Origin of the sequence: Streptomyces sp. NPDC098781 (genome assembly GCF_044759995.1) — a bacterium.
Classification (GTDB): domain Bacteria; phylum Actinomycetota; class Actinomycetes; order Streptomycetales; family Streptomycetaceae; genus Streptomyces.
Genome location: NZ_JBIWAK010000005.1, coordinates 574,050 through 594,899 on the forward strand (window position 1 = coordinate 574,050; position 20,850 = coordinate 594,899).

Annotated in this window: 16 protein-coding genes; 7 read left to right on the forward strand and 9 right to left on the reverse strand. The window is 72.9% G+C overall.

The annotated features are described in order from the left end of the window. Nucleotides 1–43 precede the first annotated feature (43 nt). The 4 genes from ACIQWG_RS23500 (at nt 44) to ACIQWG_RS23515 (ending at nt 4,423) form a co-directional block, all read left to right on the forward strand. Nucleotides 44–1,882 (forward strand): prolyl oligopeptidase family serine peptidase, encoded by a 1,839-nt coding sequence (locus tag ACIQWG_RS23500; protein WP_404098995.1) that lies wholly within the window; start codon nt 44–46, stop codon nt 1,880–1,882. A gap of 215 nt (nt 1,883–2,097) precedes the next feature. Then, on the forward strand, nt 2,098–2,799 hold the full coding sequence (locus ACIQWG_RS23505; RefSeq protein WP_404098998.1) for a flavodoxin family protein: 702 nt from the start codon (nt 2,098–2,100) through the stop codon (nt 2,797–2,799). A 92-nt stretch (nt 2,800–2,891) separates the two neighbouring features. Beyond that, nucleotides 2,892–3,797, forward strand: coding sequence for a hypothetical protein (locus tag ACIQWG_RS23510; RefSeq protein WP_404099001.1), 906 nt, complete (start codon nt 2,892–2,894; stop codon nt 3,795–3,797). 119 nt (nt 3,798–3,916) lie between these two features. Continuing rightward, nucleotides 3,917–4,423, forward strand: coding sequence for a DM13 domain-containing protein (locus ACIQWG_RS23515; protein WP_404099004.1), 507 nt, complete (start codon nt 3,917–3,919; stop codon nt 4,421–4,423). A gap of 91 nt (nt 4,424–4,514) precedes the next feature. Here ACIQWG_RS23515 and ACIQWG_RS23520 read toward each other — a convergent pair whose 3' ends face one another. From ACIQWG_RS23520 to ACIQWG_RS23545, 6 genes are all read right to left on the reverse strand, one after another. Next, nucleotides 4,515–5,858, reverse strand: a complete 1,344-nt coding sequence (locus ACIQWG_RS23520) for a hypothetical protein (RefSeq protein WP_404099006.1) — start codon at nt 5,856–5,858, stop codon at nt 4,515–4,517. Next, complete coding sequence (locus ACIQWG_RS23525) at nt 5,851–7,530, reverse strand: NAD(P)/FAD-dependent oxidoreductase (protein WP_404099009.1); 1,680 nt, start codon at nt 7,528–7,530, stop codon at nt 5,851–5,853. Before ACIQWG_RS23525 ends, ACIQWG_RS23520 begins: the two co-directional genes overlap by 8 nt. 50 nt (nt 7,531–7,580) lie before the next feature. Further along, nucleotides 7,581–7,811, reverse strand: coding sequence for an anti-sigma factor family protein (locus tag ACIQWG_RS23530; protein WP_404099011.1), 231 nt, complete (start codon nt 7,809–7,811; stop codon nt 7,581–7,583). After that, nucleotides 7,808–8,479, reverse strand: a complete 672-nt coding sequence (locus ACIQWG_RS23535; protein WP_404099014.1) for an RNA polymerase sigma factor — start codon at nt 8,477–8,479, stop codon at nt 7,808–7,810. Before ACIQWG_RS23535 ends, ACIQWG_RS23530 begins: the two co-directional genes overlap by 4 nt. 136 nt (nt 8,480–8,615) lie before the next feature. Beyond that, on the reverse strand, nt 8,616–8,846 hold the full coding sequence (locus tag ACIQWG_RS23540) for an anti-sigma factor family protein (RefSeq protein ID WP_404099016.1): 231 nt from the start codon (nt 8,844–8,846) through the stop codon (nt 8,616–8,618). 33 nt (nt 8,847–8,879) lie between these two features. Next, nucleotides 8,880–10,790, reverse strand: a complete 1,911-nt coding sequence (locus ACIQWG_RS23545) for an NAD-binding protein (RefSeq protein WP_404099018.1) — start codon at nt 10,788–10,790, stop codon at nt 8,880–8,882. A gap of 182 nt (nt 10,791–10,972) precedes the next feature. On the opposite strand from ACIQWG_RS23545, the gene ACIQWG_RS23550 reads away from it, so the two are divergent. The 3 genes from ACIQWG_RS23550 to ACIQWG_RS23560 all read left to right on the forward strand — a co-directional run bounded on the left by ACIQWG_RS23550 (nt 10,973) and on the right by ACIQWG_RS23560 (nt 13,990). Next, nucleotides 10,973–11,995 carry a permease gene (locus tag ACIQWG_RS23550; RefSeq protein WP_404099020.1) on the forward strand — a complete coding sequence of 341 codons (1,023 nt, stop codon included), beginning with the start codon at nt 10,973–10,975 and terminating at the stop codon, nt 11,993–11,995. Further along, the gene (locus ACIQWG_RS23555; protein WP_404099410.1) at nt 11,992–12,699 is read left to right on the forward strand and encodes a TIGR03943 family putative permease subunit; all 708 of its coding nucleotides are present in this window, start codon (nt 11,992–11,994) and stop codon (nt 12,697–12,699) included. The genes ACIQWG_RS23550 and ACIQWG_RS23555 overlap by 4 nt, the downstream gene beginning before the upstream one ends. Nucleotides 12,700–12,775: 76 nt before the next feature. Further along, entirely contained in the window at nt 12,776–13,990 is a 1,215-nt protein-coding gene (locus ACIQWG_RS23560; protein WP_404099021.1) for an amidohydrolase family protein, read from the forward strand. Between the two features lie 508 nt (nt 13,991–14,498). Here the strand turns inward: ACIQWG_RS23560 and ACIQWG_RS23565 are convergent. The 3 genes from ACIQWG_RS23565 to ACIQWG_RS23575 form a co-directional block, all read right to left on the reverse strand. After that, nucleotides 14,499–15,272 (reverse strand): glycosyltransferase family 2 protein, encoded by a 774-nt coding sequence (locus ACIQWG_RS23565; RefSeq protein WP_404099024.1) that lies wholly within the window; start codon nt 15,270–15,272, stop codon nt 14,499–14,501. Continuing rightward, nucleotides 15,269–15,838 (reverse strand): UTRA domain-containing protein, encoded by a 570-nt coding sequence (locus ACIQWG_RS23570; RefSeq protein WP_404099411.1) that lies wholly within the window; start codon nt 15,836–15,838, stop codon nt 15,269–15,271. The genes ACIQWG_RS23565 and ACIQWG_RS23570 overlap by 4 nt, the downstream gene beginning before the upstream one ends. 319 nt (nt 15,839–16,157) lie before the next feature. Beyond that, the gene (locus ACIQWG_RS23575; RefSeq protein WP_404099026.1) at nt 16,158–20,159 is read right to left on the reverse strand and encodes an AAA family ATPase; all 4,002 of its coding nucleotides are present in this window, start codon (nt 20,157–20,159) and stop codon (nt 16,158–16,160) included. Nucleotides 20,160–20,850 lie beyond the last annotated feature (691 nt).

Below are 20,850 nucleotides of genomic sequence, written 5' to 3' on the forward strand. Positions count from 1 at the left end.
ACCTCGGCAGCGCGTTGTCCGTCCGGCCAGGCACTATGGGGCCATGACTGAGAGCCACGGGTCCGATTCGCGGGATCACCAGATGCAGGACAAGGACATGCCGGACTGGGAGAAGCGCTTCCGGGCGCCCCGGGTGTCGCTGCCCGACTGGGCGGAGGACGCACCGGACCGCTCCTTGTTCGTGTCGAACGCCACGGGGACGTACGAGCTGTACGCCTGGGACCGTGCGACGGGCGAGCAGCGCCAGGTGACGGACCGGCCGAACGGCACGACGGACGGGGTGCTCACCCCGGACGGCGCCTGGATCTGGTGGTTCGACGACAAGGACGGCGACGAGTTCGGCGTCTGGCGCCGCCAGCGGTTCGGCGGCGGTGAGGACGAGCTCGCGGCGCCGGGCCTGGACCCCTCGTACCCGGCGGGTCTGGCCCTCGGCCGGGACGGGCGCACGGCGATCGTGGGCCGCTCCACCGACGAGGACGGCACGACGATCCATCTGGCCCGCGCGGGCGAGCCCCCGGTGGAGCTCTACCGCCACCGCGAGTCCGCCGGTGTCGGCGACCTCTCGCACGACGGCACGCTGATCGCCGTCGAGCACACCGAGCACGGCGACGCGATGCACTCGGCCCTGCGGGTCGTACGCCCCGACGGCACCGCGGTCGCCGAGCTCGACGACACCGCGGGCGGTACCGAGGAGCTGGGTCTGGAGGTCCTGGGCTTCGCCCCGGTGGACGGGGACACCCGGCTGCTCATCGGGCATCAGCGCCGCGGCCGCTGGGAGCCGCTGGTGTGGGACGTGGCCACGGGGGAGGAGACGGACCTCGCGCTGGAGCTGCCGGGCGATGTGAGCGCCGAGTGGTATCCCGACGGGAGCGCCCTGCTGATCGTGCACAGCTTCGAGGCCCGCAGCGAGCTCTTCCGGTACGACCTGGCGCGGCGCGCGGCCGAGCGGATCCCGACCCCGGCCGGCTCGGTGTCGGGGGCGACGGCCCGGCCGGACGGCAGCGTGGAGTACCTGTGGTCGTCGGCGGCCGAGCCGTCGGCGGTGCGCTCGACGACCGGACGGGTCGTGCTGGACCCGCCCGGCATGAAGTCCCCCGGCTCGGTCGCGGTGGAGGACGTGTGGGTGGAGGGGCCGGGCGGCCGTATCCACGCGCTCGTGCAGCGCCCCGAGGGTGTCGAGGGGCCGCTCCCCACCGTGTTCGACATCCACGGGGGCCCGACCTGGCACGACAGCGACGCCTTCGCGGCGGGCCCGGCGGCCTGGGTGGACCACGGGTACGCGGTGGTGCGCGTCAACTACCGGGGTTCGACCGGCTACGGCCGCGCGTGGACCGACGCGCTCAAGCACCGGGTCGGCCTGATCGAGCTGGAGGACATCGCGGCGGTCCGCGAGTGGGCGGTGACGTCCGGCCTCGCCGACCCGGCCCGCCTGGTCCTGACCGGCGGCTCGTGGGGCGGCTACCTCACACTGCTCGGCCTCGGCACCGAGCCGGACGCGTGGACGCTGGGCATCGCGGCGGTCCCGGTCGCCGACTACGTCACCGCGTACCACGACGAGATGGAGGCCCTGAAGGCCATGGACCGCACCCTCCTGGGCGGCACCCCGGAGGAGGTCCCCGAGCGCTACGAGGCGTCGTCACCGCTGACCTATGTGGACCGGGTCGAGGCACCGGTGTACATCTCGGCGGGGGTGAACGACCCGCGCTGCCCGATCCGTCAGATCGACAACTACGTGAAGCGACTGGAGGCCCGGGGCGCGGTGCACGAGGTGTACCGGTACGACGCGGGACACGGCTCGCTGGTGGTGGACGAGCGGATCAAGCAGGTGCGGCTGGAACTGGACTTCGCCGAGCGGCACTTGAAGGGCGGCGACTCCTCCTGACCCGCGCCCGCCCGTAGCGGGCGGACCCTTCCGGGCACCGGCCCCCGCAGCCCACCACGGCTGCGGGGGCCGGTGCCTTCTGCCGTCCGGATCACCTCCCCGATCACTTCCCCGATCACCTCCCCGAACGCCCCCCGATCGCCCGTCCCGCCGTTCCCGCCAATCAAGTGCCGGGCCCGCTTGTAACGTTCGACGGGCTGACGGCACTGAAGGGCATGAGCCATGACGACCTGCGTGCACTGTTTCTCAACTGCACGCTGAAGAAGAGCCCGGAGCGCAGCCACACCCAGGGCCTGATCGACCTCAGCTCGCGGATCATGGAGAAGCAGGGCGTTCAGGTCGAGCATCTGCGGCCGATCGACCACGAGATCGCCACCGGTGTGTGGCCCGACATGACCGAGCACGGCTGGGAACGCGACGAGTGGCCGTCGATCTACCAGCAGGTGATGGCCGCCGACATCCTCGTCATCGCCGGGCCGATCTGGCTGGGCGACAACAGCTCGGTCGCCAAGCTGGTCATCGAGCGTCTCTACGCCTGCTCGGGCCTGCTCAACGAGGCCGGCCAGTATGCCTACTACGGGCGGGTGGGCGGCTGTCTGATCACCGGCAACGAGGACGGCGCCAAACACTGCGCCATGAACGTCCTCTACAGCCTCCAGCACCTCGGATACACCATCCCGCCGCAGGCCGACGCCGGCTGGATCGGGGAGGCCGGGCCGGGCCCCTCCTATCTCGACCCCGGCTCCGGCGGTCCCGCCAACGACTTCACCAACCGGAACACCACGTTCATGACGTGGAACCTGCTGCACATGGCACGGCTGCTCAAGGACGCCGGTGGCATCCCGGCGCACGGCAACCAGCGGTCGCAGTGGGACGCAGGGTGCCGGTTCGACTTCGAGAACCCGGAGTACCGCTGAACCCGGAGTACCGCTGAATCCGGAGTACCGCTGAACCCGGAGCACCGCCGACTCCCGGAAATCGCCGAATCCAAGACGAAAGGCTGAGAAAAATGACTGTCGAGACCGCCTCCACCGCCGTCCCCACCTGCGCCTACCCGGGCTGCACCAACCCGACCGAGCCGCCCGCCCCCGACGCGCAGGGCCCGGCGTCCCGCTACTGCGGGCACCCCGAGCACAACGCGCTCGGCGCCTTCCGCAAGTTCCGTGCCAAGCGGCAGCAGCGCAAGGAGGACAAGCGCGCGGCGGCCGAGGCCAAGAAGGCGGCCAAGGAGGGCACGGCGGAGACCCAGGCGCCGGTCGCCGGACAGGCCTGGCCGATCGTGTCCGAGCCGTCCGGACAGGTGCCGGGCGCCGAAGCGGTGCCGCAGCAGCACCAGCACGAGCACACGCACGCCCACGAGCACGCCCCCGTGGCCGAGGTGTCCGAGCACATGCCGGCGGAAGCCGAGCAGGGCGAGATGGAGGCGATGGCGGCCATGGCCGCGATGGCGACGGTCGACGGCGACCGTGCCGCCCAGTCGCGGGACGACCTCGTCGCGCTCATCAGGCAGCTCGCCACCGATCTGCCGTCCTACATCGAGGAGTTGGCGATCATCACCGACTCCGCCGCGGCCGAGGCCCGGATCGAGACGGTGACCCGCGCCGCCGCCCAGCGCATCTTCGCCGCCGAGGAGCGCGCCGCGCTCGCCGAGGAGGCGGCCGACATGGCCGTCACCGCGCTCGACACGGCACAGCAGAAGTTCGCCGAGGAGACCACCGCCATCCGCGAGGAGACGGGCCGTCAGGTGGCGGACGCCGAGTTCGTCCGGGCCGAGCTGGAGCGCTACCGCGAGCGCGTCGGCATGCTCGAGGTCAGGCTCGACGCCGTCCGTGACGAGGCCGACGAGCTGCGCCGCGCGAGGGCCGGGCAGACCGTCGAGGCCGAGCGGCCGAGCCCCGCCCCCGAGAACTGCTGACGGCCCCAGGCCGGCGGTCACCGAAGAAGTCCCGAAGGAGCGGCGGGCGTTCATCTGTAACGTTCGCCGCTCTTTCCGTCTCTGAATGCCGACACCCGAACGAGAAACGGAAAACCCTCATGTGCCGAAACAAGCGTCCCCTCCTGTGGATCACCACCGCCGTGGTCGTCGTCGCGGCGGCCGTCGGGCTCTACCTCTTCCAGCCGTGGCGGCTGTTCACCACCAACCGCGTGGATGAGGCCCCGCCCGCGGCCGCCGCCCAGCAGGGCGGCTCGGCCAAGGAGCTGGCGACCGGGGCGTTCGTCTCCCACGAGCACGAGACCAGCGGCACCGTGGAGGTCATCCGCCTCGCGGACGGCAAGGCCACGCTGCGTCTGACGGACCTGCGCACCTCCGACGGCCCGGCCCTGCACGTGTGGCTCAGCGACCAGCCGGTACAGCAGGGCGGCGGCGGCAACCTCGACGACGGCAAGCACGTCGACCTCGGCGACCTCAAGGGCAACGAGGGCAACCAGAACTACGCGATCCCGGCGGGCACCGACCTGAACAAGTTCTCCACGGTGACGATCTGGTGCGAGCGCTTCAGCGTGTCGTTCGGCGCGGCCGACCTGGAGCAGCGCGTCTGACGACGGCGGAACGCGTGCGACGACCGCACGGAAAGCCGAGGCGCGGGTGGCGATCGCCACCCGCGCCTCGGCTTTTCGGCTCTCCGGCCCTCTAGGACACCAGGATCGGGATGAGCAGGGCCACGCAGGTGATCAGGCTCCACAGCGCGGGCGCCGCGCTCAGCGTCTGCTCGTGCCGGGCGGCCGCCCGGGCCGCGCTCGCCTGGCTGCGGGTCAGATGCCACGGGGCGACCCGCTCCTCCAGCCGCTGGTACACCAGGCCCAGTACGGCGCCGTAGGCCAGGTGGCCGACGAGGGAGGGGAAGGACACGGCCAGCGCGGCGGCACTCCACCGGGGCTCGGCGCCGAGCAGCACGGGAAGCAGCGTCAGGTTGCCCAGGACCCACCACAGGAAGCCGTACGACACACCCCAGCCGATCCCCGAGGCCGGGTCGAAGCTGCGGCGGCGGAAGAAGACCGCGTAACTGACGCCGACGACCTGGGAGATCAGCAGATGGATGACGAGGCCGACGACCGCGGACTCGGAGCCGACCAGGGCCGCGACGACCGGCAGATACCCCACGGCGACCATGACACCGGTGAAGATCACGCCACCGGCCAGCCCGGCGACCACGCCGTGCCAGAGCGAGATCACCCGCCCGCCGGCGAGACGCCCCTCCAGAGAGTGCCGTACGTCGTCGGAGAACACCGCCCGCGACAGTCCGCCCAGCCAGCCGGTGAGCAGGGCCGTACCGGCGCCGAGCAGCACATGGCCCGGCAGCGACTCCACGGCGGCGCGCACCGCGGCCGGCGTCCACTCCAGCCCGCGTCCGTCCAGCAGCGGCGATACCGTCACCGCCGCGAGCACCCACCACACGAAGCCGAAGGCGGCGCCGCGGACCAGGGCGGGCCCGCCGCCCTCGCCGGGGTCGCCGAAGAGCACCGCGTAGGAGGCGCCCACCAGCACACCGACCAGCAGGTCGGGCCCGTCCAGCCCGAGCACCGGGGCGAGGAGCAGCCCGGACGCCGACGCGCGCACCAGGAGACCGGGCCGCAACCGCTGCCCCCGGCGGAGCAGCAGGGCGAGGACGGCGGCCGTGACCGCGCCGTAGGCGAGGTGGCCGAGCAGGCTGGGGATCAGCGCCTGAGCCGTGGCCACATCCCAGGCCACCGGCCTGCCCAGCAGCAGCGGCAGCAGCGTCAGCGGTCCGAGGAACCACCAGAGCACCCCGTAGGCGAGTCCCCAGAACAGCAGCTCGCGCTGGCGTGTCACGAGCGCGCCGAAGACGCCCCCGATGACCGCCGCGATCAGCAGGTGGACGGCGAAACCGGCCACGGGCGAGTCGGCTCTGACGATCGCCGCGACGGTGGGCAGATAGCCGATGAGCACCATCACCTCGCCGAAGACCAGTCCACCCACGAGACCGGCGAGGGCTCCGAATCCGGCGTTACGCATGACGGTCACCCTTGGTCGGGACGGTGGTCCGGGACGAGTGGGTCGAGTGGGTCGTGGTGGTCGAAAGGGCGATGTCCCTGGCGAAGACCAGGTCGAGGGTCCAGTCGGCGAGCACCCGCAGCCGCTTCTCCACGCTGGGCAGCTTGCTCAGATACACCGAGCGCCACAGGATCCAGGCGAGGAAGCCGGAGACCCGCCGGCCGTCGATCTCGCCGGCCGCCGTGCGGTGCCCGAGCGAGACCAGCACGCCGAGCCCGCCGAAACGGAACGGTTCGGGACGGCGTCCGCCGAGGACCGCGGCGATGTTGCGCGCCACCGCCTTGCCCTCGCGGAGGGCGTGCTGCGCGGTCGGCGGGTGTGTGCCGCCCGCGCTGTCGGGAATCCTCGCGCAGTCGCCCAGCGCCCACAGACCGGGCGTGCCGGGGACCCGCATGGTCGGCTCCACGACGAGCGGCCCCTGCGCGATCTGCTGCACCAGCGGGTTGGGCCGGTTGCCCGCCGTCCAGGCCAGGGTGCGGGTGGGAATGGTCTCGCCGGAGTCGAGCGTGATGTCCGTGGCGGTGGCCCTGCTCACGCGTGCGCCGAGGCGGAACTCGATGCCGCGGCCGCCGAGTTTGCGCTGTGCGTAGCGGCCGAGTTCCGGCGACAGCTCCGGCAGCAGCCGTTCACCGGCGTGCACGATCACGAACCTGGGCCGCAGCCCGTGCAGCCGCGGATAGAAGTGGAGCACGTCGTGCACCAGGTCGAACAGCTCGGCCACCAGTTCCGTACCGGCGAATCCGCCGCCCGCCACCACGAAGGTCAGCAGCCTGGCCTGTTCGGCGGGATCGGGTTCGAGGTCGGCCCGCTCCAGGGCGCTCAGCACCTGGTTGCGCAGCCGGGTGGCGTCCTCGACGGACTTCAGCGCGAAGGCGTGCTCGCCCACGCCCGGCAGATCGAAGAAGTGCGGCACCCCGCCGACCGCCAGGACCAGTTCGTCGTACGGCACCCGCAGCAGGCCCTCCTTGCCGGCGGAGACGTAGGCGTTGCGCGTCCGGGTGTCGATCGAGACCACCCGCCCGTGCAGGAAGGAGGCGTGGCCGAGTCCGGCACGCACCGGGGCGCTGACATGCCGGGCCTCCACGGTGCTGGAGGCGACGCCGACCAGCAGCGGGGTGAACAGCAGGAAGTTCGAGTCGCTGATCAGCGTCACATGGGCGTCGAGGCCCCGGCCGATCCGTCGGTCCAGTTCGCGGGCGGCACCGACCCCGCCGAACCCGCCACCGACGATCACCACATGCGGCTTGGCCCGCTGGGGCGCCGGCCGAGGTGGGCGCCAGGTCCACAGGGCGTGCAGGCAGAGCCCGGCGATCGCGCCGAACAGGGCGGCGCCGACCAGTTCGGGGAAGCGCGCCTCGGCCACCGCGATGGACCAGGACGGCGTCCTCCCGTCCAGCGCCGGTGCGAGGGTGAGGGTCCAGGTCACCCAGTCGAGCAGCCCGACGAGCAGGCCGACGGAGAAGGCCGAGCCGGCGCTCTGCCGGTGTCCGCCGAAGAGGAGGCCGAGGACGGCGCCCAGCACCACGGTGTGCGCGGCCCACGAGAGCCACGGCGGGTCGGTCACGAGCGCCAGGACGGCGCCGCCCGGAAGTCCGGCGGCGACGCCGAACAGGAGTCTTCTGAGCAGAGTCATGCACGTTCAGAGCGGCGCGCCGCACGAGCGTTACAAGACCCCTGCCGGAGCTACGACCGTCGCCAGTCCCGGAAGGCGCCGAGCAGTTGCTGCCTGGCGTCCGACGAGATGCCCTCCGGGGTCAACTCGCCCGTGGTGGCGATCGTCTGCCGGAACTGATCGAGGTAGGTCTCGCAGCCGGAGCACTCCGCCAGATGCTCGATGAAGCGCCGCTCGTCGTCCTCGGGCAGGGCGCCGTCGAGAAATTCGGTCACCAGCTCCACGAACTCGTTGCAGTTCACGCTCGTCCCCTCCCGCCCGCGACGTCATGAGCACCGGACAAGTACTTCTCCAGTTTACGGCGCAACAAAGCCCTGGCCCGATGCAGCAGGACACGCTGGTTCCCCGGCGAGATCTCCAGCAGGTCGCACACCTCCTCCGAGCCGTACCCGGAGACATCGCGCAGGGTGATCACCGTGCGCAGACGGGGCGGCAGTTCGTCGATGGCCTCCGCGATCACCTCGCGGACCTCGCCGCGCAGCACATGGTCCTCGGGGATGTGCCAGGGATGCGGTTTCTGCCCGACGGCCCAGTGCCCGGCGTACGGCTCGCCGGGGGCGCGGAACCGGTCGGCGTCCACCGTCGGCCCCTCCTCGTCCGGCAGCAGGCTGGTGAAGGGGACGGTCCGGCTCTCCTTGGTGCCGCGGGCCTTGGCCGTGTTGACCAGGATCCGGTACACCCAGGTCTTCAGGGACGAACGGCCCTCGAAGTCGCCGATCCCCTTGATGACCGCCAGCCAGGTGTCCTGGACGGCCTCCTGCGCGGAGTCCTTGGTGGACACGAACGACATGGCCAGCCGCAGCATGCTGCCCGACCAGGTGTCGAGCACCAGGGCGAACGTCTCCTCGTCGCCGTCACGCAGCCGCTGGACCAGGACCTCGTCCGGGGGCAGTTCACGGGCGCCCGCCATGCGTCTCTCCTTGCCGGCTGCCGAGTGGGAGGCTCAGCCTAGGGCAGCTCAAGGGGTGCGACCGTATGGTGGTCCGTTTGTTCATGCCCCGGTAAGGACATGCACGGCCGTACCGGAGCGGGCGGCGGCGGGTCCGTCAGCCGCGCCGCAAGGCACGGAACGCGCCCCGCAGTTGATCGCGCGCCTCGGCGGACAAGCGCGGGGCGGGCAGCTCGCCCAGCGTCGCGACAGTCCCCCGGAACTGGTCGAGATACGTCACGCAGCCCTCGCACTCCGACAGATGCACGAGGCAACGCAGCTCGGTCGGCTCGTCCATGGCGCCGTCGAGGAAGGTGGTCACCAGCTCGACGAAGTCCTCGCAGTTCATGACACCCGCCTGTTCTCGCTCACCGTCCCCAGGCTACGCCTGCGTCCGCTCCCGCGACCGTCTTCCCAGCAGCTCGGCCAGCCCCCGCCGGGTGGCGGCCAGGACGACCCGGTCCTCCCGCTGGAGGACGTAGGTGTCGGGCAGGTCCCACACCCACCCCGACTCGGCGTCGCCGGCCCGGGGGTCCTCGTAGGACTCCTCCGCCGCCGGTTCCTCCCGGCGCTCCTGGGCCGACGTCCGGTCCAGGGCCAGCACCCGCCAGGCGCCGGGCCGGAAGGCCGCGCCCACCGTCCTGTCCTCCAGCTGTGGATGACCGGCCACGTCCACCGCGGCGAACAGCAGCACCCGCCGCTCGACGGGGATCGCGCCCAGGATCTGGCGGCCCATCATCGCCCCGGCGAACGCGGGCGCGGCCAGATGCGTCACGCTGCGGCTGCGGGTGGACGCGTGCGGGTGCGCGGCGCGCAGGGTGCGGTAGACGGCGGTGGCGAAGTCGTCGTCGTACAGGCGCAGGACCACCCGGAGGTCGGGGCGTACGGAGCGGGCGTACAGGGCCGCTTCGAGGTTCGTCGTGTCCGCGCTGGTCACCGCGAGGAGGGCGTGCGAGCGGTGGATCTTCGCGGCTTCCAGGACGCCTTCCTGCGTGACGTCCCCGAGCACCACCGGCACCCGCAGCCGCCGGGCCGTCGCGAGTCCGCGGGCGTCGGGGTCGGCCTCCACGCAGACCACGGGGATGTGCAGTTCGCGCAGCCGGGTCAGTACCCGGGTGCCGATCTTGCCCAGCCCGAGCAGCACCACATGGCCGCCGAGCCCGCGCGGCGGCTTGCGCAGGGCGGACGCGGTGCGGAACGTCCCCAGCGCCTCCAGCACCGCCGCCAGCAGCACCGGCAGGAGCAGCAGCCCGGTCAGCCCGGACAGCAGCTGGAGGATCTGGCGGGCCAGCGGCTGGTGGAGCGCGGGCTCGTTGATGGCGAACAGGTCGAGGAGGGTCATGTACGTGGCGTACAGCGGGTGTTCGCCGGTCACCACCGTCAGCGCCACGGCCAGCGCCGCCACACACCCGACCAGTCCGGCCAGCGACCACCGCAGGCGCCGCGAGAACAGCGAGCCGAACGCCGGGACGATCCCGCGCCCGCTCCCGCCGGCCGGCATCGACGTGCCCGCGTACGACACCTGCTCCAGCACGACCGTCCCCCGGCCGCTCGCCTCCCGCACCGCCGCCGCGTCCGGCAGCAGCAGCGGGCCGTGCTCCTCGCTCCCCGGATCGTCGCCCCCGCCCGAGCCGTTGCCGTTCGCGGACAGCAGCGCCAGCGTGACCCCCGAAGGGGGCGCCTGTCCCGGGCGCAGGGGCGGGCGCTCCACGGCCCGCAGCAGCAGGCCGTCCGCCTGTACGACCTTGGTGGTGCCGGCGACCGCGGCGGCGGCCAGCGCGGGGGCCGCCGTGTCCGCGTCGGACAGCACGGTCGTGGAGGCGTCCAGACCGGCGTCGCCCGCGCCCGTCGCCAACGCGGCTGCCTGGTCGAGGAGTTCCTCGATGTGCTGGCCCAGCCGGCGGTTGTACAGCCGCAGCACGAGCCGCAGACGGGGGTTGAGGCGGCGGGCGGTGAGGGCGGCGCGGATGTTGGTCTCGTCGTCGTCATAGACCAGGGCGAGCGCGTCGGCCCGCTCCACGCCGGCCTCGGCGAGCTTGGCCTCACTGGCCTCGGCGGCCTCCACCACCCGTACGTTCCCGGCCGGTTCGGGGCCACCGCCCGCGGCTCGGCCCACGGCGGCGTTGACGACCCGGTCCAGCAGTGCCGCCGACGCCGCCCGCGCCCGGCCCACGACCGGCGGCCGTACGGTGCGTTGGGACGGCGGCACCACGAGGGTGACCTGTTCGCCGTACACGCCGCGCAGCTCGGCCGCCAGCCGGTGCGCGAGCCCGTCGTCACCGCACACGACCATGTGCGCGGTCGTGTCACTCCCTAAGTTCTGATTCGGAACGCTCGCCACGAGGGAGAACACTGCCTCAATGTGACGGGTGGTTCCAGAAGCAGCCCGTCCACGGCTGAACGCTCCTGCCTTCGCGGACGTACGGGAGGGGAGGGAAACCAGCGCCCTTCCGCACCACCGGAGGTACCTCGCCCGTGGCGATCACCAAGACCGTCCCGCAGCGGACCGACGACCCCGGTGAAACGGTGACGCCAAGGGAAGAGAGCGGCCGGCGTCTCGACTCCCCGCTGGTCCTCACCATCGTGATGCTGGCGCTGGTGCTGCTCCAGAGCCCGATCCGCAGCGCCCTGTCCGCTCCGGTGATGCAGAGCTGGACGACGGTGTTCGTCGCCGTGATGGTGCAGGCGCTGCCCTTCCTGGTGCTGGGCGTGCTGCTCTCGGCGGCCATCGCGGTGTTCGTGCCGCCGTCCTTCTTCGCCCGTGCCCTGCCCCGCCGCCCCGCCCTCGCCGTCCCGGTCGCCGGAGCGGCGGGCGCGGTGCTGCCCGGGTGCGAGTGCGCTTCCGTGCCGGTGGCCGGGGCGCTGGTCCGGCGGGGTGTGACCCCGGCCGCCGCGCTGGCGTTCCTGCTGTCCGCCCCCGCGATCAACCCGATCGTGCTGACGGCGACGGCGGTCGCGTTCCCGGGCAATCCGGAGATGGTTCTCGCCCGTCTGGTCGCGAGCCTGCTGGTGGCCTGCGCGATGGGCTGGCTGTGGCTGCGCCTGGGCCGCGCCGACTGGCTCAAGCCGCCGTCCCGTCCGGCCCATGACGGCCAGAGCAGGGGCGAGGCGTTCTGGGACTCCGTGCGGCACGACGTGATGCACGCCGGCGGCTTCCTGGTGATCGGGGCGATGGCGGCGGCGACGCTCAAGGCGGTGGTGCCGGAGGCGTGGCTGGGCGCGGCGGCCGACAACCCGGTCTTCTCGGTGCTGGCCCTGGCGGTCCTCGCCGTGGTGCTGTCCATATGTTCCGAGGCCGACGCGTTCGTGGCGGCGTCCCTGTCGCAGTTCTCGCTCACGGCCCGGCTCACCTTCCTGGTCGTGGGCCCGATGATCGACCTCAAGCTGTTCGCGATGCAGGCGGGCACCTTCGGCCGTGCCTTCGCCCTGCGCTTCGCACCGGCCACCTTCGCGCTGGCCGTGGTCGCGTCGGTGCTGACCGGGTGGGTGATCCTGTGAACCGGCAGGCCCAGTCGGCTGTCCTGTTCCTGCTCGGCGCGTCCCTGCTGCACGCGGGCAGCACCGACCTGTATCTGCGGTACGTCAAGCAGGGCCTGCGCCCGCTGGTGCTGGTCGCCGGCGCGGTGCTGGTCGCGGCGGCGGTGGCGACGGTCTGGTACGAGCGCAGGCGGGGCGCCGAACGGGCTCACTCCCACCCCGAACCCCGGGTCTCCTGGCTCCTGGTCCTCCCCCTCCTCGCCCTCATCCTGGTGGCGCCGCCCGCCCTCGGCTCCTACAGCGCGACCCGCGCCGGGACCGCCCTCCAGGAACCCCTCGCCTATCCGCGCCTCCCGGCCACCGACCCGCTGCCCCTCAGCGTGGTCGACTACGCGGGCCGCGCCGTCTACGACCACGGCCGCACCGTGCGGGGCCGCCGGATCCAGCTCACCGGTTTCCTCGCCGTCGACCGCGACGGCACCCCCTACCTCGTCCGCATGGCCCTCAACTGCTGTGCCGCCGACGCCCAGCCGGTCAAGGTCGCGCTGACCGGTCAGGTCCCGCCGGTCCTCCAGCCGGACACCTGGCTGCGGGTCACCGGCACCTACACCCCGCGCCGCGCCGAGGACCCGGTCAACGGCGGGCCGATCCCGTTCATCGAGGTCACCGAGGCGAAACCGGTGGCGGAGCCGACGGATCCGTACGACGAGAGCTGGAACGGCTGACGCCGCTCTCTCTTGCCGCTCCCCGGCACGCCCCCTACGCTGAATCTGATGGACCGTCAGATTCGGGAGGCATGGCGTGGCCAGTACCGAGAGCGGCACGAAGGACCTGCCCAAGGTCATCAGCGTGGACGATCACGTGATCGAGCCCGCGCACCTCTTCGAGACCTGGCTTCCGGCCAAGTACCGGGACCGGGGTCCGAAGCCCCTCACCGCCGGGATCGGTGAGCTGGAGTACGTCGGCGGGAAGTACCGCTTCACCACCGACCCGGAGGGCCAGATCACCGACTGGTGGGAGTACGAGGGCGGGCTCTTCCCCTACAAGCGCATCATCGCGGCCGTCGGCTTCTCCCGGGACGAGATGACGCTCGACGGCATCACCCGCGAACAGATGCGGCGCGGCTGCTGGGACCCGAAGGCACGGCTGGCGGACATGGACATCAACCATGTCGAGGCCTCGCTCTGCTTCCCCACCTTCCCGCGCTTCTGCGGCCAGACCTTCGCGGAGGCCAAGGACAAGGAGGTCGGGCTGGCGTGCGTGCGCGCCTACAACGACTGGATGGTCGAGGAGTGGTGCGGCGACAGCGCGGGCCGGCTGATCCCGCTCTGCCTGATCCCGCTGTGGGACATCGACCTCGCGGTCGCGGAGATCCGGCGCAACGCGGAACGCGGGGTGCGGGCGGTGACGTTCAGCGAGATCCCGACCTATCTCGGCCTGCCGTCGATCCACTCCGGTTACTGGGACCCGTTCTTCGCGGCCTGCGAGGAGACCGGCACGGTCGTCAACATGCACATCGGGTCCTCGTCCCAGATGCCGGCCGCGTCCCCCGACGCCCCGCCCGCCGTCCAGGCCTCGCTGAGCTTCAACAACGCCATGGCGTCGATGATGGACTTCCTCTTCTCCGGGGTCCTGGTGAAGTTCCCTCGGCTCAAACTGGCCTACAGCGAGGGCCAGATGGGCTGGATCCCGTACGCCCTGGAGCGCGCGGACGACGTCTGGGAGGAGCACCGGGCGTGGGGCGGCGTGAAGGACCTGATCCCGGAGCCGCCGTCGACGTACTACTACCGGCAGATCTTCTGCTGCTTCTTCCGCGACAAGCACGGCATCGAGGCGATCGAGACGGTCGGCGTCGACAACGCGACCTTCGAGACGGACTATCCACACGTCGACTCGACCTGGCCGGAGACGAAGCGGGTGGCCCAGGAGCATGTCGGCGGGCTCTCCGACGAGGTCGCCTACAAGTTGCTGCGCGGCAACGCGATCCGCATGCTCGACCTCCCCTTCGACCGGTAGGCCGACGCCGACGCCGTAGTGACGGGCCCCGATCGAGATGCGGCCCGGGGGACTGTCGGACGGGCCCCGCCCGCCGCGGCGTTGCCGGCGAGGGGCGCACACCTGGGCGTCGGCGGGATGCGGCTTTCGGCGCGGGCTGCCGCAAGCGCACCGCACGAGTTGGGTGGGGCGGCGGGCGCCGAAGCCGGTTGCCCCCGGACGGCCCCGCCCCCGGGCGCGGTGTTCCCGCGACCCTCTCACCCGGCCGTCCGCGGATGCCGGCGCGTGAGGTGCTCGGGATCAGTGTGCGGGGAGTGCTTGCGGCCGTATGGCGGTGCGACGGGCGCCGGGCGGGGGCCTCGGGCGGGCCCCGCCGCGGCCGGCGTTTCAGGGGGCGTTCTCCCCCGGCCGCCCGCGGCTGCACGGCGGTGGCGTCGGAGGGCGCCTCGGGCGGGGGCGGCGATCTCGTCCGCGTCACCGGGTCGCAGGCGGGTGCCGCCAGCGGGCGGGGGCGGCGATCCCGTCCGCGTCACCCGGTCGCGGGCGGGTACCGCCAGCCGAGCGTGGCCAGTGCTCGGGCCCTCGCCGCCACCACGGCCATGCGGGTCTGTCGCTCGGCCGGGTCGGTGTGGGCCGGGTGGCCGGTGGCCTGGCCCTGCCACTTGCGGTAGAGCAGGCCCGCCTCGGCCGTGAACCAGCCGCGGCTCACGGCGTCGAGCGCGAGGAGCAGGCCGGTGTCCTCCGACGCCGGGAGCGCCATCCAGCCGCCGAGCGCGAGCAGCAGTTCCCGGCGTACGCACAGGGTCGCCGGGTGGACCTGGGCGCGGAAGTCGGCGGCCTGCCAGAACTCCAGCACCGTGCCCGGCTCGATCGGCCCTTCGCCGGGGTCGCCGGGGAAGCCGGCCGTCGTGCCGTCCGGCAGCAGGTCCAGGGCCCGGGAGGTCGCCCAGCCGAGGGAGCGGTCGGCCTCCAGGGCGGCGAGATCACGGGCCAGCGCACCCGGGGTGAGCTGGTCGTCGGCGTCCAGGACCTTCACGTACTCGCCCTCGGCGTGCGCCAGTGCGAAGGTGCGTGCCACCCCCGGGCCCCCGGGGCGGCCCTGACGGAACGTCACACGGGCGTCGTCGGGGACGTAGGGGCGGACGTCTTCGGTCCGGCCGTCCTCCTGGATCACCCAGTGCCACTCCCAGCCCGGCGGCAACTCCTGCGCGCGCAGCGACTTGTGGGCCTCGGGCAGGAAGGGCGCCGAAGGGCCGTGGACCGCGGTGACGACGATGACGCGCCGGGACACGGCGGCGTTCACCACCTTTCCAGTGACGTGGTGAAGAGCAGATCCGCGCGGTCGCCGGGCAGGGTCACCTCGGCGATCTCCACGACGCGGTCCGTGATGTCGTACGACGTCTTGCGCAGCAGCAGCACCGACGTCCCCGGCGGCAGCCCCAGTTCCCGTGCCTCCTCGCGCGTCGGGGGCCGCGCGGAGACCCGTTCCTCGACCCGGCCGACCTCGACGCCGACGGTGTAGAGCTGGTTCTGAGTGCCGCCCGGCCAGGGCTCGTTGGCGGCGTCGAGCAGCGCGGGGTTGGCGGCGACCAGATCGCGCACCAGATAGGAGGTGACCAGGCTGAAGGGGGCGTGCTCGGCGGCGCGCCGGGTCCGGTAGGCGCGCTCCAGCAGCAAGGTGCCCTCCGGTACGCGGAAGGCGTCGGCGAGTTCACGGGGTGCGGCGATCACGTGGTAACGGGCGTGGAACACCAGATCCCGCGGTTCGAGGCCGGTCTCGTGCTCCGTCGCGCCGGTGGCGGCCCGAGTGGCGTACGGGCGGCGGGCGCGGTCCTTCTCCCACTGGTGCCGCTGGTTGTCGCGGAGCATCGGGGTGCGAGGGCGTCGCGGTTCGTCCGCGGTCACTTCGTACGCCTTGGGCACAGCCTCAGCGTACGACTCCTCCTACGAGGTCGCCCGACGCACGAGAACGCCCGACCGCTGGCGACGGGGGATGCACCAGCGATCGGGCTGGGGCCAACAGTAACAAGGCTGCCTGCCTCTCGGGAGCCGCCTCTTCGGCTGCGACGAGGCGTTGTGATCGGGATCACGGAAACCGCTGTCCGCAGAGCCCCCGTGATGTCACTTGCGTCCCCGGCCCGTCACGGAGGGGAGCTGAGCCGGCGGGACGGGCCGGTGCCGACGCGACCTACGACGCGCACGGCGGTTCGTACGACAGCCGCGGCAGGTACTCGTGCCACCTCTCCCGGGTGAGCACGCCCCGGGTGGTCGAGCAGACATGGTCGATCGCCTGGTCCACGTCCAGGTTCCACAGCCGCACCGTGTCGGTGCCGCTGGAGACGCCGAGCATGTGGCTGGCCGGGCTGAACGACAGGAAGTTGCCCGTCTTGGCGTTCGGGCTCATCGCCTGGCCGATCGCGGAGGCGCCGGACGGGCTGGAGACGTTCCACAGCCGGACCGTGTTGTCGTTGCCGCCGCTGGCCAGATACCGCCCGCCCTTGGCGAACGTCAGCGACACGACCGCCTCGGTGTGCCCGGTCAGGGGAGAGCCCAGCTCGCCGGCCGCGCGCGGATCGGTGACGTCCCACAGCCGTACGGAGTCGTCGTCGCTGCCGCTGGCCAGCGTATGGCCGTCCGGGCTGTACTCCAGCGCGTTGACGGGACCGGTGTGGCCGGTGAGCCTGGCCAGCGCCTTCGGCCGGTCGGGCGCGGTCACGTCCCACAGCCGGATCGTGGAGTCCGCGCTGCCGCTGGCCAGGGTGCGGCCGTCCGGGCCGAAGTCGAGGGAGTTGATGTAGCCCGTGTGGCCGGTGATCGGTTGCCCGAGCGGGACGACCCGGGCCGGGTCCGCCACGTTCCACAGTTGGATGGTGCGGTCGTCGTACGCCGTGGCCAGGGTGCGCCCGTCCGGGCTGAACGCGAGCGCGTCGGGCCCCATGAACCGGGTGCGCAGGGTGAGCGGCGGGCCGAGGGAGACCGGCCGGGCCGGGTCGCCGATGTCCCACAGATGGACCTGGCGACTGCCGGTCAGCACCGCGAGAGTACGGCCGTCCGGGGAGAACGCCAGGGAGCGCTGGCCTCCGTCGCCGGGCATGAAGGGCTTGTTCAGCAGGGCGGGCCGGGCGGGCCTGGCCACGTTCCACAGCCGGACGCTGCCGTCGCGCGCGGCCGTGGCGAGCACCTTCCCGTCCGGCCGGAACGCGCCGCCGCGGCCGATCATGTCCGCCGTCGGGATCGACCACAGCCGGACCTTGGAGTCGCCGCTGCCGGTGGCGAGGGTGCGCCCGTCGGGGCTGAAGCCCAGCGCGTACATCTCCCCGCTGGCGCCCGCGAGCGGCTCACCGACCTGGGACGGGTAGGCCGGGTCGGTCACGTTCCACAGGCTGGCGGTGCTGTCCGCGCTGGCGGCGGCCAGCATCGTGCCGCGGGGGTTGAAGGCGACCGACCAGATGGGGCCGGTGTGCCCGGTGAGCGGTGCGCCCAGCCGGCGCCCGTGCCGGGGGTCGGTCACGTCCCACAGCCGGATCGTGTCGTCCGCGCTGCCGCTGGCCAGGGTGCGGCCGTCCGGGCTGAAGGCCACGGAGTGCACCAGGTCGGTGTGCCCGGTGAGCTCGCCCAGCTCCCGCGGCCGGCCCGGTTCGGCCACGTCCCACAGCCGGATGGTGTTGTCGTCGCCCCCGGCCGCGAGGGTGTCGCCGTCCGGGCTGAACGCCACGGACCGTACGGCAGCCTCGGCCCCGGTCAGCGTGGCGAGCGCCTTGGGCCGCTTCGGGTCCGCCACATTCCACAGACGTACGGTGCGGTCCTCGCTGACGGAGGCGAGCGTACGGCCGTCCGGGCTGAAGGCGACCAGGTAGATCGTGCCCTCGTGCCCGGTCAGGGGGGCGCCGAGCGGAGCCGGCCGGTCCGGGTGGGTCACGTCCCACAGCCGCACCGTCCCGTCGTCGGCGGCGCTGGCGAGGGTGCGCCCGTCGGGGCTGAAGACCGCGCTGCTCACCCAGCTGTCGTGCCCGGTCAGCGGCGTGCCGAGCGGCTTGGGCCGGTCCCGGTCGGCGACGTCCCACAGCCGTACGGTCCGGTCGTAGCTGGCGGTGGCCAGGAGCCGGCCGTCCGGGCTGAAGCTGGTGAGGTAGACGGCGCCGGTGTGGCCGCGCAAGGGGGTGGCCAGCGGCGCGTTCACGATCGAGATCAGCCGGCTGGTGGTGTCCTCGTCGCCGGGGCGCAACCGGTGCGCCACCAGGTCGAGCTGGGCGGACAGCGACGGGTCGGTGTACTGGAAGCGGTCGGCCTCGGCCAGCACCTGGGCGAACATCGCGTCGTCCCGCTGCTGCCAGGCCACCACCGCCGCGCCGACGGCCAGCATCGCCAGCGCGACCAGCGCCGCGACCGCGCTCCGCAGGAACCACACCGTGCGCCGGCGCAGCCGGACCGAGGCGGCCAGGAACTCCACCGCGCCGCGGGTGAGGAAGGTGTCCCCGGCCGACCGCGCCCAGCCACGCGCCTGCTCCAGCCGGGAACCCCGGTACAGCAGCGACGAGTCACGGCTGGAGGCCTCCCAGGCCTGACCGTCCTCCTCCAGACGCTGGCGCAGCAGGTTTCCCTGCCGGTCCTCGTCGATCCAGTCCCGCAGCCGGGGCCAGGCGTGCAGCAGCGCCTCGTGGGTGATCTCCACGGTCTCCGCGTCCAGCGTCACCAGCCGGGCGCGCACCAGCGCTTCGAGCGACTCCTCCGTCTTCCCGGGGTTCGTCGACTCCGCGGCGAGCTGCCGCCTGGTGCCGCGCCGCCGGGTGGTCTGGGTGTCCTCGCCGAGCCGGACCAGCCGCAGCAGCAGCAGCCGGGCGGCCGAGCGGGCCGCCGGGTCGAGGCCGGACCAGGCGCGCTCGGCGGTGGCGGCGACCGCGCCCTGGATGCCGCCCGCCGCGCGATACCCGGCGACCGTCAGCCGGCCCGCCTTGCGCCGCTGCCAGGTGGCGAGCAGCGCGTGCGACAGCAGCGGCAGCGCGCCGGCGTCATGGGTGCCGCGCGGCCCGTCCGCGCTCACCTCGCGCACGATCAGTTCGGCCAGCCCCGGCTCCAGTTCCAGCCCCACGGCCTTCGCCGGACCGGTCACCGCCTCCCGCAGCTCCGGGGTCGTCAGCGGCCCGAGCACCATGTGCCGGTGCTGGAGCGCGTCGGCCAGCTCCGGGTGGGACAGGCACTGCTCGTAGAAGTCGGCGCGGATGCCGAGGACGACCAGGACGGGCGGCGGCCCGGCCGGATCGGCGGGGGTGCAGGCGGCGTTGAGGAGCCGGACGAACGTGCGGCTGTCCGCCTCGTCGGCGCAGAGGGTGAAGGTCTCCTCGAACTGGTCGACGATGAGCACCGCGGGGGCGCCGCCGGAGGCCTCGCGGCCGGCCCACGCGGCGACGGCCTCGCGTGCGGCCTGCGCGAAGCCCGCGCCGCCTTCCTCCTGGCCGCCGCCCGGGTCCTCCGGGTCCTCCGCCCGGTCCGGACCCGCCGAGGACGCCACGACGTCGGCGAGTTCCGGTATGCGGCGGGTCAGTTCGCCGAGCGGATCGACGCCCGGCACGAACTGGACGACCGTGCCGGGCCGCTCGCCCTCCTCGCCGAGCGCGCCGCCGCGCAGGGCGGGCACCAGACCGGCGTTCAGCAGGGAGGACTTCCCGGCCCCGGACGCGCCGACCAGCATGACCAGACCGCCGGTCTTCTCCACCGCGCGCAGCTGGGCGACCAGGGCCTCGGTGCTGCGCTCCCGGCCGAAGAACCAGCGGGCGTCCTCCTGCCGGTAGGAGGCCAGCCCCCGGTACGGACACACCCCGCCGGACACCGCGGGCGACTCGACCGGCGTCTGCGCCTCCTCCTCCCCGGCCGTCGCCCGCTCCCAGAGGCGCTGCCACTGGCCGAGGTCGTAGAGTCCGGGGGACACCGGCGTGGGGCGCTCACGCCGTGCCTGGGGGATCAGGACGTGCAGCACGGCCGAGAGGGCGGCGAACTGGGCGGGTACGTTCCTGGCCCGCCGCCAGTCGCTGATCCGCTGGGCGGAGACCCGTACCGGACGTCCTCGCTCATCGACCCGCTGGAGCCGGACGACCGCCTCCGAGACGCTCTTCAGGGGCGGGTTGCCGGCCTCCTTGTAGAGCAACGCGAGCCGTTCCGCGAAGGCGGTGCGCGCCGACGAGTCGAAACTCAAGGGCCTGCACTCCCTTTCTCAGCGCCACCTGGACATCCGGACCGGAAAACTCACTTTATACGGCTGACCTGCGGCTAAGGAGGCGTCCGGAGACCGGAACCTCCTCCCCGGCACCCTCGGCTGGCAGGATCACGACGCAAATGCGCAGCCCTCGTACGTCGCTCAGGCAGACCACCAGCGCAGAGCTCGGAGACCCCACTCATGGCGCCGCATGTTCTCGGACACCTTTCGCCGGATCAGCCCGCGCGGGAGCCCCGAGCGAGTCGCGCCGTCCCCGTCCTTCTCGATCCACCTCGACCCGACGGCCCACCGGGGCGACGGGTCGGAGCGGATCGACTCCGCCCCGCCGTTCGGCACCGGTCCCCACGAGGGGAGGGACCGGTGCCGGACGATGCGGTCAGGGCCTGCGGGGTTCCGCCGCAGGGACCTTCCTCAACTCCCGGGTGACCGCCCAGGCGTCCGCCGGCCGGCCCGGGCCCTCGGCCGTCGTGATGGCTGCATCCACGGGACGAGAGGGCCCGAGCCCCCGTGACACCGGCGGACATGACCTGCGCCTCCTTCCCGGAAAGGCGGCCGGGGCGGCTGTCCGGGGCTGACGCGCGCGAACACGGCAAAGCTGTGAAAGTGGTGGAGGGAGCAGCATCCCGATCCCGCAGGGCGGTGAGCGCGGTGGCAGCGAACGAGGACGACC